The sequence below is a fragment of the Methylomonas sp. ZR1 genome (genome assembly GCF_013141865.1).
Classification (GTDB): Bacteria; Pseudomonadota; Gammaproteobacteria; order Methylococcales; family Methylomonadaceae; genus Methylomonas.
In genome coordinates this window covers 3,061,038-3,076,211 of the sequence record NZ_RCST01000001.1, presented here as the reverse complement: position 1 = coordinate 3,076,211, position 15,174 = coordinate 3,061,038, and the positions used below count along the sequence as shown (strand labels likewise).

Genomic DNA, 15,174 nt, shown 5'->3' with positions numbered 1-15,174 from the left:
TACGGACAGCATGAGCAAAAGTTTAGTCATTGTAGAGTCGCCGGCAAAATGTAAAACCATAGAAAAGTATCTGGGAAAGGACTTCCAGGTGCTGGCCTCTTACGGCCATGTCCGCGATTTGATTCCCAAAGAGGGCGCGGTCGATCCGGAAAACGGTTTTGCGATGAAATACCAGGTGATTGATCGCAACCAACGCCATCTGCAAGAGATAGGCAAAGCTATAAAAAATGCCGATACACTGTATCTTGCGACTGACCCTGATCGCGAAGGCGAGGCGATTTCTTGGCATGTGTTCGAGCATCTCAAGGAAAAAAAACTGCTAAAGGACAAGGAAGTGCGGCGGGTGGTGTTTCACGAAATCACCAAAAAGGCCGTCACCGAGGCTATCGCCCACCCCACCGAGTTGTCCAATAATCTGGTCAATGCGCAACAGGCGCGGCGTGCTTTAGACTATTTGGTCGGTTTTAATTTATCGCCGTTGCTGTGGAAGAAAATCCGACGGGGTTTGTCGGCCGGCCGGGTGCAAAGCCCTGCGTTGCGGATGATCGTCGAACGCGAAATGGAAATCGAGGCGTTCAAGACTCGTGAATACTGGTCGCATACCGCCGAAGCCAGCGCGCAAGGCTTGCCGTTTAAAGCCAAATTAACGCATTTCAACGGCGAAAAACTGAATCAATTCAGTTTTACCAACGAAGCGCAAGCCACTGAAGTCAGGCAAAACTTATTGGAAGCCGCCGATGGTCAGCTGATCGTCGCCAAGCTGGAAAAAAAGCAGCGCAGTAAAAATCCGGCGCCGCCGTTTATCACTTCGACCTTGCAACAGGAAGCAGCTCGCAAGCTGGGTTTTACCACCAAGCGGACCATGATGGTGGCGCAACAGCTTTACGAAGGTATTGATTTGGGCGGTGAAACCGTCGGTTTGATTTCCTATATGCGTACCGACTCGGTCAATTTGGCCGAAGAGGCACTTGCCGATATTCGGGCGCTGATCGCGGAAAAATATGGCGCCGATGATGTGCCGAAAGAGCCGCGCCGTTTCAAAACCAAATCTAAAAACGCTCAGGAAGCTCACGAGGCGATTCGGCCGACGTCCGTGCGGCGTTTGCCCGAACAGGTGAAAGACCGGCTCAGCGCCGAGCAATTCAAGCTCTACGATCTGATCTGGAAGCGTACCGTCGCCTGCCAGATGATTCATGCCACCTTGAATCAAGTGGCGGTCGATCTGAATTGCGGCAGCGATAAAAATGTATTTCGTGCCACCGGCTCTACGGTAACCAATCCCGGCTTCATGAAGGTGTATCTGGAAGGCGTGGACGACAGCAAGGAGGCAGCCGACGATCAGGATAGCCTGTTGCCGCCGATGGAAGAAGGGCGGCCTGTTGTATTGAATGAAATTGCAGCTACCCAGCACTTTACCGAGCCACCTCCGCGTTACAGCGAGGCGAGCCTGGTAAAAGCGTTGGAAGAACATGGCATCGGCCGGCCGTCCACTTATGCGACGATAATCTCGACCTTGCAAAACCGAGAATATGTGACGATCGACAACAAGCGGTTTTATCCAACGGATGTGGGACGCATTGTTAACAAGTTCTTGACCGAGCATTTCACAAAATACGTCGATTACAGTTTTACCGCTAATCTCGAAGACGATCTGGATGCCGTGTCGCGCGGCGAGAAGGATTGGATTCCATTGATGAACGACTTCTGGCGGCCGTTTACTCAGTTGATCAACGAGAAAGAAGAAAGTGTACAGCGCAAGGATGTGACTCAGGAAAGTATCGACGAAAAATGTCCGGAGTGCAGCAGTCCGCTGTCGATTCGTTTGGGGCGGAATGGCCGTTTTATTGGATGTACCAATTATCCGACGTGTTCGTATACACGAAATTTGGGGGATGACAATGCCGGCGCTACGTCTGCGGAGCCGGAAGTGGTGGAAGGGTGGGTGTGTCCGAAATGCGAGTCGACGCTGGTTATAAAGACTGGCAAGTATGGCAAGTTTGTCGGTTGTAGTGGGTATCCTAAATGCAAACACATCGAGCCCTTGGAAAAGCCTTCAGATACCGGGGTTGAATGTCCGCAGTGCAAGAATGGGGCGATCCTAAAACGCAAGGCGCGCAGCGGGAAGATTTTTTATTCTTGCTCGGAATATCCAAAATGCGATTATGCCTTGTGGGACGCGCCGATCAAGGAAAGTTGCCCGGATTGTAATTGGCCGATTTTGACCTTGAAAACCACCAAGCGCCGTGGCACCGAAAAAGTCTGTCCGCAAAAAGAGTGCAAATACGCAACACCGTACGAGGGTGATCCGGACGACGCAAACGGACCGGCTTGAGCCTAGGGTAGTGCTACTGTTTGCCCGACCTGAATTGCGTGTTTGTCGATAAAGCCGGCTGGTAGTTCCAGTATGTATCTGGCCGGGACTTTGGAATCATAAATTCGGCACGGGTCTTTGGCACAGGGCTGTAAATCTTTTAACAGCCCTACAATTTGGCCGCCACCCGCTAAAAACACCACATCCAAAGCCAGTAGGGTATTTTTCATCCATACCGCGCGATGGGTCTGATCCGGATAGACAAACAGCATGCCCTGGTCCTCGGCAAGTGTCTGCCGAAACATCAGTCCTTGCTCGCGTTCGCTTTCGTTAGCGGCGATAGCCGCGTAGACGATACGTTGTTGATCTACAAATCTGATGGGGTGGTTGAACTCGGTAAACCCGTTTGCTGAAGCCTGCGCGCTGCTGAGTGTCATAATAAAAGCGATGCCGAAAATGGTGCTGGAAAGATAAGAGTGCATGCGCGATGTCAGTAATATAAGGTTGTCTTTAAAGATGCGGCTGATTATAATGCCGCGTTCAATTATTTAGCGAGCGTGGCGAAATTGGTAGACGCGCTGGATTTAGGTTCCAGTGGTAACCCCGTGGGAGTTCGAGTCTCCCCGCTCGCACCATATCCTGCGTTATTCGTAACGATACGACCTTAAGTTCCCCAGATCTAAACATCGCCGGCCGGTCTCCCAAAATATAAAACCGTATTTTTAATTTTTTGAGGTAATGCAATGCAAGTTTCTGTCGAGAAGACATCAGAGTTAAGCCGAAAAATGACTGTTAGCATTCCTGATGCCGTGGTTCAGGAGAAAATGGAAACTCGCTTTAAAAAACTCGCGCGCGAAGTCAAAGTGGACGGATTCCGTCCGGGTAAGGTGCCCGCGAGTATGGTAAAAAAGTTGTACGCCGATAGAGTGAGAAACGAAGTAACCGGTGACTTGATTCAATCGACTTATTTTGAAGCGTTGCAACAACAGGATTTAAACCCCGCCGGTCATCCGCATATCCATCCTACCGAGAAAGCCGAAGGTTTTGAATATATCGCCGAGTTCGAAGTTTATCCGGAGATCGTTCTGGACGGCGTTAGCGCATTGAAAGTGGATCGCCCCTCAGCAACTGTGGAAGAGGCTGATGTCGATAACATGATCGAAAAACTGCGTCAGCAAAAGAAAACCTGGAATACGGTCGAACGCGCTTCGCAGGATGCTGACCGCGTAACCATTCATTTCTCCGGCGTGGCCGACGGCGAGAATTTTACCGATGGTAAAGTCGAAAATTACCAGGTGGAAATCGGCGGCAAACAAATGATTCCAGGTTTTGAAGACGAATTGAAAGGCTTGGTCGCCGGTGCGAGCAAAACCTTTTCTGTGACCTTCCCAGAGCAATACAACAGTGAAAAATTAGCTGGCAAAGTGGCCGAATTTGAGATCGGATTGGTTAAAGTAGAAGAGCCGGTTTTGCCTGCCGTCGATGCGGAATTTATCAAGGCTTATGGTGTAGAAGATGGCGATGCGGCCAGTTTCCGCAGCGATGTTCGTGCCAACATGGAAAGAGAACTGAACCAAGGCTTGAAAAACAAGTTGAAAAATGCGGTGATGGATGCTTTATACGAAAATATCGTGATAGCGATGCCTAACGCATTGATCGATCAAGAAATTCAGGCGTTGATGAAGCCTTACGCCGAACGCGCGAAGAACATGCGGTTGAAATTGGAAGACCTGAACTTGCCTAGGGATGCATTTGAAGCTCAGGCCAAGCGTCGAGTGGCCTTGGGTTTGATTCTGGGTGAAATCATCCAAAAGAATGACATCAAGGTCGATGCCGATAAAGTGCGTGCGGTCATTGATGATATGGCGAAGAGTTATGAGCGCCCCGAAGACGTTGTGAACTGGTATTATGCCGACAAGGCCAGGCTAAATGATGTGCAGCAGATGGTCTTAGAGGACCAAGCTGTTGCATGGATTGTCAGTCAGGCTAAAATCACCGACGTAACAGTTGGTTTTGATGATGTCATGGAAAAACAGTAACGAATGAGGGCTAAACGTGTTTAACCAAAATGTGATGAGCGAAATGATGGCGCCGCAAGCGGCGGGCGGTCTAGTGCCTATAGTGGTTGAACAAACAGCCCGTGGGGAAAGATCGTTCGATATTTATTCCCGTTTGCTGAAAGAGCGGGTAATTTTTCTAGTTGGTCAAGTGGAGGATTACTCGGCTAATCTGGTGGTAGCGCAATTGCTGTTCCTGGAGTCCGAGAATCCGGATAAGGATATACATTTGTATATCAACTCTCCCGGTGGCTCAGTGACAGCAGGGATGTCGATTTACGATACCATGCAATTTATCAAGCCGGATGTCAGCACCATGTGTATCGGTCAGGCCGCCAGTATGGGGGCGCTGCTGTTAGCGGGTGGTGCGCAGGGTAAGCGCTATTGTTTGCCTCATTCCAGGGTGATGATTCATCAGCCTTTGGGGGGGTTTCAAGGCCAAGCCTCGGATTTTGATATTCATGCCCGTGAGATTTTGGCTATTCGTGAGCGTTTGAACAAAATCCTGGCCCATCATACCGGGCAACCCTTGGAAAAAATTCAGCAAGATACGGATCGAGATAACTTTCTGAGTTCTCAGCAAGCGGTTGATTACGGTTTGATCGACAAAGTATTGACTAGTCGTATTGCCTGATAAGTGTCGCGTCGCTTCGTCAAGACTGCGACGTGATTTGAATGTTGGTTTTTGATATATTTCATCGCCATGACGAGGTAATGTATCACGGTGGAGTCTGTCTATGAGTAGAGACAAGAAAGGTAAAGACGATGAAAAACTTCTTTACTGTTCTTTTTGCGGTAAAAGTCAAAATGAAGTCAGGAAACTGATTGCAGGTCCATCCGTTTATGTTTGCGACGAATGTGTGGAATTGTGCAACGACATCATCAGAGATGAGTTGCTGGAAGATGAAATGTCCGTGGCCGGTGGTGCGTTGCCTAAGCCGAAGGAAATCAAGCAAGAATTGGATGGTTATGTCATCGGTCAGGAAAATGCCAAAAAAATTCTGGCCGTGGCTGTTTACAATCATTACAAGCGCTTGCGCAGCAACAGCAAAAAGAACGAAGTCGAGTTGGCGAAAAGTAATATCTTGCTGATTGGGCCCACGGGTTCCGGTAAAACCTTGTTAGCCGAAACCTTGGCCAGATTGCTGGATGTGCCTTTCACCATAGCAGATGCCACCACGCTGACCGAGGCTGGTTATGTCGGTGAAGATGTTGAGAACATCATTTTAAAGATTCTGCAAAAGTGCGATTACGACGTGGAAAAAGCGGAGACCGGGATCGTCTATATCGACGAAATCGATAAAATCTCTCGCAAATCCGATAATCCGTCGATTACGCGCGACGTGTCTGGGGAAGGTGTGCAGCAGGCCTTGCTGAAGCTTATCGAAGGCACTGTGGCTTCTGTGCCGCCGCAAGGCGGTCGCAAGCACCCGCAGCAGGATTTTTTGCAGGTCAACACTGCCAATATCTTGTTTATCGTGGGTGGGGCTTTTGCCGGTTTGGATAAGGTCATCAAACATCGTACCGAGAAGGGCGGCATCGGTTTTTCGGCGGAAGTTAAAACCAAGGACGATAAACGCAATGTCGGCGAGATTTTTGCTGATGTGCGTTCCGAGGATTTGATTAAGTACGGATTGATTCCGGAGTTTGTTGGTCGTCTGCCGGTTATCGCTACGCTGGACGAGTTGGATGAAGCCGCGTTGATTCAAATTCTGACACAGCCTAAAAATGCTTTGATCAAGCAGTACAAGCATTTGTTTGAAATGGAAGGTGCGGAGCTGGAGTTTAGAGATGATTCGTTGGCGGCGATTGCCCGCAAATCAATGGAGCGAAAAACCGGTGCCCGAGGTTTGCGCACAATAGTTGAGAACGTGTTGTTGGATACGATGTACGAACTGCCTTCCAACGACAAAATATCGAAAGTTGTCATCGACGAAAACGTCATTTTGGGTAATTCGGAGCCAATTTTGGTTTACGAAGCAGAGCAAAAGCTGGTGGCTTCGGACGCTTCTTAGATAAGGGGCTTTGAACGTTTCTCGCGCTCTCGCGAAGAAATAACCAAAAAAGGGGGCTTTTTCAATAAAGCCCCCTTTTTTTTGCCTGAAATTAAAGATACTTGTTTTCTGGGAGTTCATCCTCATATAGGATGACATCTAATGTTTTGAGCTGCTCAAGGGAGCAAATGAAATGACCGAGTTAAAAACCAAAGATGAATTAATTCCTGTCTTGCCGTTACGGGACGTGGTGGTCTATCCGCATATGGTGATTCCATTGTTTGTCGGTAGAGGTATGTCGATTGATGCCCTTGATGCCGCCATAAAACAAGACAAACAAGTGTTGCTGATTGCCCAGAAACAGGCCGATGTCGATGAACCGGGTTTTGATGACTTATACAGGGTCGGGACCTTGGCCAACATCCTACAACTGTTGAAATTGCCGGACGGTACGGTGAAAGTATTGGTTGAAGGCAGTCAGCGTTGCTCCGTAACAAAATACCAAGAAGTTGATAATTATTGTGCGGCTAGCGTGGTCGAGTTGAGCGACGAATTAAATATTTCCGAACAGGAAGCGGAGGTTTTGCAGCGGACCGCGATTAATTCGTTTGATCAGTATGTGAAATTGAATAATAAAATTCCGCCCGAAGTGCTTAATTCCCTGGCCGGCATTGACGACCCAAGCCGCCTGGCCGATACGATGGCGGCGCATATGGCTTTAAAAGTTGAAGAAAAACAGCTGATGCTGGAAATGGTCGATGTCGCCAAACGTCTGGAAAATTTGATGACCTTGATGGAAGGTGAGGTCGATATTTTGGAGATGGAAAAGAAAATTCGCGGCCGTGTTAAAAAACAGATGGAAAAAAATCAGCGCGAATACTATTTGAATGAGCAAATGAAGGCTATTCAAAAAGAGCTGGGCGAGATGGACGAAGCCAGCAATGAGATCGAAGAACTAGAGCGAAAAATTGCCGCGGCCGGCATGTCCGCCGAAGCGAAAACCAAGGCGACGGCCGAGTTGAATAAACTGAAAATGATGTCGCCGATGTCGGCGGAAGCCACGGTGGTGCGTAATTATATAGACTGGATGGTCAACGTGCCTTGGAAAAAGAAAACCAAGGTGCGGCACGATTTAAAAGTCGCGGAAGAGGTATTGGAAGCCGAACATTACGGGCTGGATAAGGTAAAAGAGCGGATACTCGAATACCTTGCTGTGCAACAACGTGTTAAAGCGTTGAAAGGGCCTATTCTGTGTTTGGTCGGTCCTCCGGGGGTTGGTAAAACCTCTCTGGGTCAGTCGATTGCACGGGCCACCAATCGCAAGTACGTGCGAATGGCGTTAGGCGGGGTAAGAGACGAAGCGGAAATTCGCGGACATAGGCGTACCTACATAGGCTCTATGCCCGGTAAAATTCTGCAAAATCTGTCGAAAGTCAAAACCCGGAATCCCATGTTCTTGCTGGACGAGATCGACAAGATGGCGGCAGATTTTCGCGGTGATCCCGCTTCCGCGTTGTTGGAAGTGTTGGATCCGGAGCAAAACCATACTTTCTCGGATCATTATCTGGAAGTCGATTTCGATCTATCCGACGTGATGTTTGTGGCGACAGCGAATACGATGAATATCCCGCCCGCCTTGATGGACAGGATGGAAATAATCCGTTTGGCCGGCTATACGGAAGATGAAAAAATCAACATCGCCATGCGCTTTTTGATTCCGAAGCAGATCAAAAACAACGGTCTGGCAGAGTCGGAAATTTCTATCTCCGAAGCAGCGGTCAAGGATATTATCAGGTACTACACGCGGGAAGCGGGTGTGCGCGGACTGGAACGGGAAATTTCGAAAATTTGCCGGAAAGTCGTGAAAGACCTGTTGTTGAAATCCCGCAAAAGTCGAACCTCGGTTACCGAGAAAACACTGGACAAGTATCTCGGCGTCAGACGCTTTAGCTATGGCATGGCCGAAGACAGCGATCAAATTGGTCAAGTGACAGGTTTGGCATGGACTGAAGTCGGCGGTGAGTTGTTGACGATTGAAACTGCGGTAATGCCGGGTAAGGGCAAACAGTTAACGACCGGTAAGCTCGGCGATGTGATGAAGGAGTCGATTGAAGCGGCGGTCACGGTGGTCAGGAGTCGAGCTAATATCTTGGGAATCGACAGCGATGTGTTCCAAAAAAATGATATTCACATTCACGTTCCGGAGGGCGCGACCCCAAAAGACGGGCCTAGCGCCGGTATTGGCATGTGTACCGCCATTATCTCCGCTTTGACCAAAATTCCAGTGCGTGCTGATGTGGCGATGACCGGAGAGATTACCCTGCGCGGTGAAGTACTGCCGATTGGCGGACTGAAAGAGAAATTGTTGGCTGCGCATCGCGGCGGCATCGCGACAGTGGTGATTCCGGCGGAAAACGAAAAGGACCTCGCCGAGATCCCGGAAAATATCAAACGTAATTTGGCGATTAAGTGTGTCCGTTGGATAGATGAAGTGTTGGAGTTGGCTCTACAGCATATGCCCACCCCCATTGCTGCAATCCCGGTGGCAGAAATAACTGAAACTGCCGCCAGCAAGGCAGAGGTAAAAAAGCCGGGTGTTGTTGCCCATTAAAAGTTGAGTCGGGTCGGCGGAAACCATCAGCGTCGTGGCTTCCGCGGACTTCTGTGCTTGACATCGCTTGCAGGCGATTGATATAAATGTCGACCTCTCGAACCAGGAGAGGCTGTAAATCGGGTTGGTGGAAAACCGGTTAGTGGACAAATCCAAACATTTGTTTGCTGAGCATAATTAATACAACGACATCCTAAGGGGAAATAAATGAATAAATCGGAACTTATCGATGCAATCGCCAGTGCGTCCCAGTTAACTAAAGCTGATGCAGGGCGGGCTTTAGATGGTTTTATCAAAGCAGTAGAAGATGCTTTGAAACAAGGTGATTCCGTTGCCTTGGTTGGCTTCGGCACATTCGATGTTAAAGAAAGAGCAGAGCGTAAAGGCCGCAATCCGCAGACCGGTGAAGAGATCACCATTAAAGCCGCGAAAATTCCTTCATTTAAAGCTGGCAAATCTTTAAAAGATGCTGTAAACTAGCCGCTCTTTAGTCGGGTGCTTAGCTCAGCTGGGAGAGCATCGCCCTTACAAGGCGAGGGTCGGGGGTTCGAACCCCTCAGCACCCACCAGACTTTGGAGCGGTAGTTCAGTTGGTTAGAATACCGGCCTGTCACGCCGGGGGTCGCGGGTTCGAGCCCCGTCCGCTCCGCCAAAACAGAAACCTCGGGCCGTATGGTCCGAGGTTTTTTTTTGCCTGTTAATTTTATGGCCTGAAGCGATCGGGTTTAATACTGTTTAAGGACAGCGTTTATGCTTTTAGAGATTAGAGAAAAGGTGCACGGTCTGTTTGCATCAATCATATTGATTTTGATTTGTGTGCTTTTCGGATTGTGGGGCATCCAAAACTACCTTGGCGGCGGTAAAGAGGCCCCGGTAGTGTCTGTGGGAGACAAGGAGTTTTTTCAGCGGGATGTCAGTCAGGCCTATCAGCAATATGCGCAAAATCTGGCAGGCATGAAATTCGACGAAGAGACGATAAAAAAACAGGCTTTGCAAAAGCTGGTTCGCGACGAGGTGTTGTTGCAATACGTTCAGGATCAAAACCTGTTGGTTAGCGATGAGACGGCCAGGGACTTCATACAAACTCTCGAGTATTTCCAAAAAGACGGTAAGTTCGATAAGACGCAATACCAAACCATGCTCGGTTCGCAAGGCATGTCTTCAGCCGAGTTCGTCAATCGCATCAAAAAAGCTTTGGTGATGGAGCAATTCCAAAGAGCCGTGGTAGATAGCAGCTTTGTCACGCCGGCGGAAATCAACAACTTCTTTAAAATCCAGAACCAAACCCGCGATGTGGAATATTTGACCGTGCCGTTAACGGCTGTCAGTCAACAGCCCGGCGAAGAGGAAATTACCGCTTATTATCAGCAGCACCAGGATGCGTATCAGACTCCCGAGCAGGTGGCTATCGAATACGTGGAATTATCATTGGATAAATTGGCCGCAGATATTAGCCCTACTGAAGAGCAGTTAAAGGCTTACTACGAAGAACAAAAAGTCCAATTCACTACGAAAGAGCGCAGAAAAATCAGTCATATCCTGTTCGCATTCAGCAAGGATAAAGCCGCCGACGATTTAGCGCTGCAAAAAGCCCTGAAAGCCAAACAAGATTTGAAAAACAAGGATTTCGCTGCCTTAGCCGCCGAAGTGTCCGACGATAAATTAACCGCTAAAAATGGCGGCGACCTGGGTTTATTTAATGTCGGCGTGATGGAGAAAGCCTTTGAAGATGCCGCAAGCAGCTTAAAACTGGGCGAAGTCTCCGAGCCCGTTAAATCGGCTTTTGGTTATCATTTAATTAAAGTCACCGAATTGATACCGGGCGACGTAAAGCCTTACGAAGCGGTAAAAGCCGAAGTCAGCAAGGCTTATCAAAAAGCGCAGGCCGAAGCCAAATTTAATACCTTGGCCGAGAAAGTTGCCGAAGTCAGTTATGAAAATCCTGATAGTTTGGCGGCGGTTGCGCAACTATTGGGTGGAGCAACCAGCAAAACCCAAGCGTTTACTCGCACCGCGGGTGAAGGTATCGCTGCCGACGAAAAAGTTCGGGCGGCTGCGTTTTCCGAAGATGTGTTAAAAGGCAGCAACAGCGAGCCGCTGGAAATTGGCGGCGACAAAGTTGTGGTGTTGCGTATGTTATCGCATCAACCTGCCGCCAGCAGAGAGCTCAAGGAAGTTAAGGCTGAGGTCATTACTGCGATTCAGCAAGATAAAGCAAAACAGCAGGCCATCGCTACTGCCGATAAAGTTAAGCAGGAATTGACGGGCGGCAAAACGCTCGCGCAAATCGCCGAAGCGCTGCATTTGCAGACCAAAAAAATCAATGGCTTGACACGCACTGCCAGCGAATTGCCGGCGGCTGTTACTCAAGAGATTTTTAGAACAGCCAAACCAAAGGCCGGTCAGCCTAGCGTGGCAGTAATCGACGAAGCCAAGGGTGGTAAATTGGTGGTTAGCGTCAACAATGTACACGAGGGTGTCATGTCGGATAGTGACAAGAGCAAACAAGCCTTGATTGCCAAAAACATCTCGGCCGCCTTTGGTAAGGCGCAGATGGAAGCCGTATTGAATGCGTTGCAGACTAAAGCCGAGATCGTTATCAATACGCAAAAACAGTAAACCGTTAGGTGGACCTGCAAAAAGGGAGCTTAGCGCTCCCTTTTTTTTGCTTGATTAAGCGGTTAGCTGCTTAGCAAAGAGGATGTTGTTGCGGATTCTAGGCAAAGACTTCGGGGCATCCCGCTTTAACCGTTGCCCGGTGCGTGAATAGCCAGCAGCGTTCAACCCGCATTGGCTTTTAGGCTGACGTTTATTAACATAGTCGCGGATAGCCGAATAGGGCGATTTTTCGCTTCGGATACCATCGATATTATTTTCCTGTTCAGCCATATCATGGGATAAACTTTAAAATTTGTAACAAACATCGCTGCGAAAGCGACACTCGTCTTAATTTTTAATAGCTTGATTTAAGGATCAACATGATTATCAAACCTCGCGTACGCGGATTTATGTGCGTTACCACCCACCCAGTCGGCTGCGAAGCCAATGTCAAACAGCAAATCGACTACGTCAAAAGTTTCGGCGCTATTCCCAACGGCCCCAAAAATGTGCTGATTCTGGGCGCTTCCACCGGTTACGGCTTGGCCTCGCGGATTGTCTCGGCGTTTGGTTCAGGCGCGAAAACCCTGGGGGTGTTTTTTGAGCGCGAAGGGACTGCCGATAAGCCAGGCACCCCAGGTTGGTACAATTCCGCAGCGTTTCATAAATTTGCCGAAGCCGAAGGCCTGTACGCCAAAAGTATCAACGGGGATGCGTTTTCCGACGAGATCAAACAAAAAACCATAGACGCCATCAAGCAGGATTTGGGCAAAGTCGATCTGGTTATTTACAGCTTGGCAGCCCCGCGCCGGACCAATCCCAAAACCGGCATCACCCACAACTCCACGCTAAAACCAATCGGCAAAGATTTGGTACAAAACGGTATTGATACCGACAAAGAAATCATCAAATCCTTTACCTTGCCGGCCGCGACCCAAGAAGAAATCGACAACACCGTCGCCGTGATGGGTGGTGAAGACTGGCAAATGTGGATCGATGAATTAGCCGATGCCGACGTCTTAGCGGAAGGTGCTAAAACGACGGCTTATACCTATCTGGGCGAAAAAATTACTTGGGATATTTATTGGGACGGCACCATCGGCGCAGCCAAAAAAGATTTGGACAAACGTGTCATCGATATCCGCAGCAAATTAGCTACTTTGGCTGGCGACGCTAGGGTGTCGGTACTAAAAGCCGTGGTTACCCAAGCCAGTGCGGCGATTCCGGTCATGCCCTTATATCTGGCCTTACTATTCAAAACCATGAAGGCCGAGGGTACACACGAAGGCTGCATCGAGCAGGTCAATGGCTTGTTCCGCGATAGCCTGTATGGTGCCACCCCTATCCTCGATGATACCGGTCGCCTGCGCGCCGATTTAAAAGAGTTGCAGCCGCAAGTGCAAGACAAAGTCAACGCTTTGTGGGAACAAATCAACAACGACAACATCAACGAATTGAGCGATTTTGCCGGTTACAAACACGAGTTTCTCAAGTTGTTTGGTTTCGAGGTTGACGGCGTGGATTACGATGCCGACGTCAACCCCGAGGCACCAATCACCAATTTGCTATAAAGATGTATACCGGTGGCTAGCGCGGCGGCGACCCACCGGGTTAAAAAGTAAGGACACCTGACGTTTTTGCAAAAGCGGCGTTATCGATATGCCCCAGAAGCGATTCAGATGGCTCCGGCCATCAAGCAAAAGCGTCGCTCAAGTTTCTGTTTAATTTTTGCGAAACACTGGACACATGCAAACACCATCCACTACCCGAGACTGGATTCTCTATTCGCTGCTCAGTTTAACCATTGTGCTGATCGTATTGGCCATGTATCAAATCGACCGGCAATGGCTGAAATTGAGCGAAATGCAAGCTGCTCTGTCGGAGCAAGCCAAGGATATGCGTGAACTACGCGGGGCGATTAGCTCGGGCGCGCTTGCCGCAAGTGCATCAACAAATTCCACCGCGAACGGCGAAGTTGCCCAAGCGTTTCAACGTGCTTACGCCGCTAGCCGTCAACCGGATTACGCTCAAGGCGACTGGAGTGTGGATGCCTTTTTTACCAACCTAAAGACCATCACGCCGCTGGTGTCCAGCGATGCCTATGCCTCCAATGTGCAAAGCTATGTGCTGGAGAGCCTGATCACTCGAAACCCCGACACCCTGGAATGGGAGGGCCTGGTCGCCAAGGACTGGACGATTAGCGAGGACGGTTTGGTGATTACTTTCCGGATGCGCGAAGACGTCAGTTTTTCCGACGGCAAACCCTTAACCGCTGACGACGTAGTGTTCAGTTTCAATTTCATCATGACCGACGCCATCCAGGCGCCGCGCGAACGCGCCTACCTAGAAAAGATCAAAAGCGTCACAGCCAACGGCAAGTACGAAGTGGTATTTACCTTCAAAGAGCCGTACTTCGAAGCGCTGTCTTTGGCCGGTGGCATCGGTATCATGCCCAAGCATTTTTACGAGCCGTATCTAAAAGAACCACAAAAATTTAACGAGTCCAAAGGTTTGTTATTGGGTAGTGGTCCTTATCGATTAAACGATCCGAAAAACTGGACGCCGGACAAGGGCAATATCGAACTGGTCCGCAACGAGCGTTATTGGGGCGACGTGCAACCGTCTTACCATCGCATTCTCTGGAAAATCATCCAAAACGATAGCGCCCGCTTAACCACCTTTCGTAATGGCGATATCGACTCTTACTCGGCGCGTCCGGTCGAATATCAGGAATTGAAAAAAGACCCGCAAATCCAGGCCAAGAGCCAAAATTTCGAATACATGCCGCCGGTGGTGGGCTACAGCTGGATAGGCTGGAATCAAGAACGCGGCGGCAAGCCCACTCGCTTCGCTGACAAGCGTGTGCGTCAGGCTATGACTTATTTGACGGATGTAAGCAGGGTAATCAAGGACGTGTTTCTAGATTATGCCGAGCCTGCTGTCAGCCCGTTCAGTAAAACCAGCAAACAGCATGACGCGGCCTTGCAGCCCTATCAAGCCGATTTGGAGAAAGCCAAAGCCTTGCTAAAAGACGCCGGTTATCAGGATAAAAATGGCGACGGCGTATTGGAAGACAAGGCCGGCGCGCCTTTTGAATTTAAACTGACCTACTTTCAAGCCAACGAAGACACCAAACGCATGGTGCTTTTATTGAAAGATCTCTACGCCCGCGCCGGCGTCAAGCTAATTCCAACTCCGCAGGAATGGCCGGTGATGTTGGAAAATCTGGATAAAAAAGATTTCGACGCGATTACTCTGGGTTGGACCAGCGGTATCGAAACCGATTTGTACCAGATGTTCCATAGCTCACAAGCCGTCAGCAAGGGCGATAACTACGTCAGCTACAACAATCCGGCTTTGGATAAATTGATCGACGATGCCCGTCGCACCGTCGACGAAGGCAAACGCATGCCGCTCTGGCAGCAGGCCGAACATATTCTTTACGAAGACCAACCCTATACCTTCCTGATGCGCCGCAAGAGTCTGCTGTTCGTCGACAAGCGCATCCACAACCTGCAAATGACCAAGCTGGGTTTGAACTTCGGTTCCTTACCGCTGGAAAATTACGTGCCGCTGGCGCAGCAAAAATACACCCAATAGGCC

General features: G+C 49.4%; 11 protein-coding genes and 3 tRNA genes. 12 read left to right on the top strand and 2 right to left on the bottom strand.

The window, feature by feature from the left end; all coding sequences use genetic code 11:
* The first annotated feature begins 10 nt into the window (after nt 1-10).
* The gene (gene topA, locus DDY07_RS13850; RefSeq protein WP_171696289.1) at nt 11-2,332 is read left to right on the top strand and encodes a type I DNA topoisomerase; all 2,322 of its coding nucleotides are present in this window, start codon (nt 11-13) and stop codon (nt 2,330-2,332) included.
* Nucleotides 2,333-2,334: 2 nt separating this feature from the next.
* Here topA and DDY07_RS13845 read toward each other — a convergent pair whose 3' ends face one another.
* The gene (locus DDY07_RS13845) at nt 2,335-2,793 is read right to left on the bottom strand and encodes a DUF192 domain-containing protein (RefSeq protein ID WP_171696288.1); all 459 of its coding nucleotides are present in this window, start codon (nt 2,791-2,793) and stop codon (nt 2,335-2,337) included.
* Between the two features lie 69 nt (nt 2,794-2,862).
* Here DDY07_RS13845 and DDY07_RS13840 point away from each other — a divergent pair.
* The 9 genes from DDY07_RS13840 (at nt 2,863) to DDY07_RS13800 (ending at nt 11,592) form a co-directional block, all read left to right on the top strand.
* Nucleotides 2,863-2,946: transfer RNA gene (locus DDY07_RS13840), tRNA-Leu, on the top strand.
* A gap of 108 nt (nt 2,947-3,054) precedes the next feature.
* Nucleotides 3,055-4,350, top strand: coding sequence for a trigger factor (tig, locus tag DDY07_RS13835; RefSeq protein WP_171696287.1), 1,296 nt, complete (start codon nt 3,055-3,057; stop codon nt 4,348-4,350).
* A 46-nt stretch (nt 4,351-4,396) separates the two neighbouring features.
* Nucleotides 4,397-5,002, top strand: a complete 606-nt coding sequence (gene clpP, locus DDY07_RS13830) for an ATP-dependent Clp endopeptidase proteolytic subunit ClpP (RefSeq protein WP_171697797.1) — start codon at nt 4,397-4,399, stop codon at nt 5,000-5,002.
* A gap of 103 nt (nt 5,003-5,105) precedes the next feature.
* Nucleotides 5,106-6,383, top strand: a complete 1,278-nt coding sequence (gene clpX / locus DDY07_RS13825; protein WP_020482927.1) for an ATP-dependent Clp protease ATP-binding subunit ClpX — start codon at nt 5,106-5,108, stop codon at nt 6,381-6,383.
* Between the two features lie 172 nt (nt 6,384-6,555).
* Nucleotides 6,556-8,973: an endopeptidase La gene (gene lon / locus DDY07_RS13820; RefSeq protein ID WP_171696286.1), complete on the top strand. Its 2,418-nt coding sequence runs from the start codon at nt 6,556-6,558 to the stop codon at nt 8,971-8,973.
* A gap of 207 nt (nt 8,974-9,180) precedes the next feature.
* Entirely contained in the window at nt 9,181-9,453 is a 273-nt protein-coding gene (locus tag DDY07_RS13815; protein ID WP_020482925.1) for an HU family DNA-binding protein, read from the top strand.
* A gap of 13 nt (nt 9,454-9,466) precedes the next feature.
* Nucleotides 9,467-9,542, top strand: a tRNA-Val gene (locus DDY07_RS13810).
* 6 nt (nt 9,543-9,548) lie between these two features.
* Nucleotides 9,549-9,625: transfer RNA gene (locus DDY07_RS13805), tRNA-Asp, on the top strand.
* 98 nt (nt 9,626-9,723) lie between these two features.
* Nucleotides 9,724-11,592, top strand: coding sequence for a SurA N-terminal domain-containing protein (locus DDY07_RS13800; protein WP_171696285.1), 1,869 nt, complete (start codon nt 9,724-9,726; stop codon nt 11,590-11,592).
* Between the two features lie 54 nt (nt 11,593-11,646).
* Here the strand turns inward: DDY07_RS13800 and DDY07_RS13795 are convergent, their stop codons facing one another.
* The gene (locus tag DDY07_RS13795; protein ID WP_171696284.1) at nt 11,647-11,862 is read right to left on the bottom strand and encodes a hypothetical protein; all 216 of its coding nucleotides are present in this window, start codon (nt 11,860-11,862) and stop codon (nt 11,647-11,649) included.
* A gap of 89 nt (nt 11,863-11,951) precedes the next feature.
* On the opposite strand from DDY07_RS13795, the gene fabV reads away from it, so the two are divergent.
* Nucleotides 11,952-13,142, top strand: a complete 1,191-nt coding sequence (gene fabV / locus DDY07_RS13790) for an enoyl-ACP reductase FabV (protein ID WP_171696283.1) — start codon at nt 11,952-11,954, stop codon at nt 13,140-13,142.
* Between the two features lie 175 nt (nt 13,143-13,317).
* Nucleotides 13,318-15,171, top strand: coding sequence for a peptide-binding protein (locus DDY07_RS13785; protein WP_171696282.1), 1,854 nt, complete (start codon nt 13,318-13,320; stop codon nt 15,169-15,171).
* The last annotated feature ends 3 nt before the right edge of the window (nt 15,172-15,174 follow it).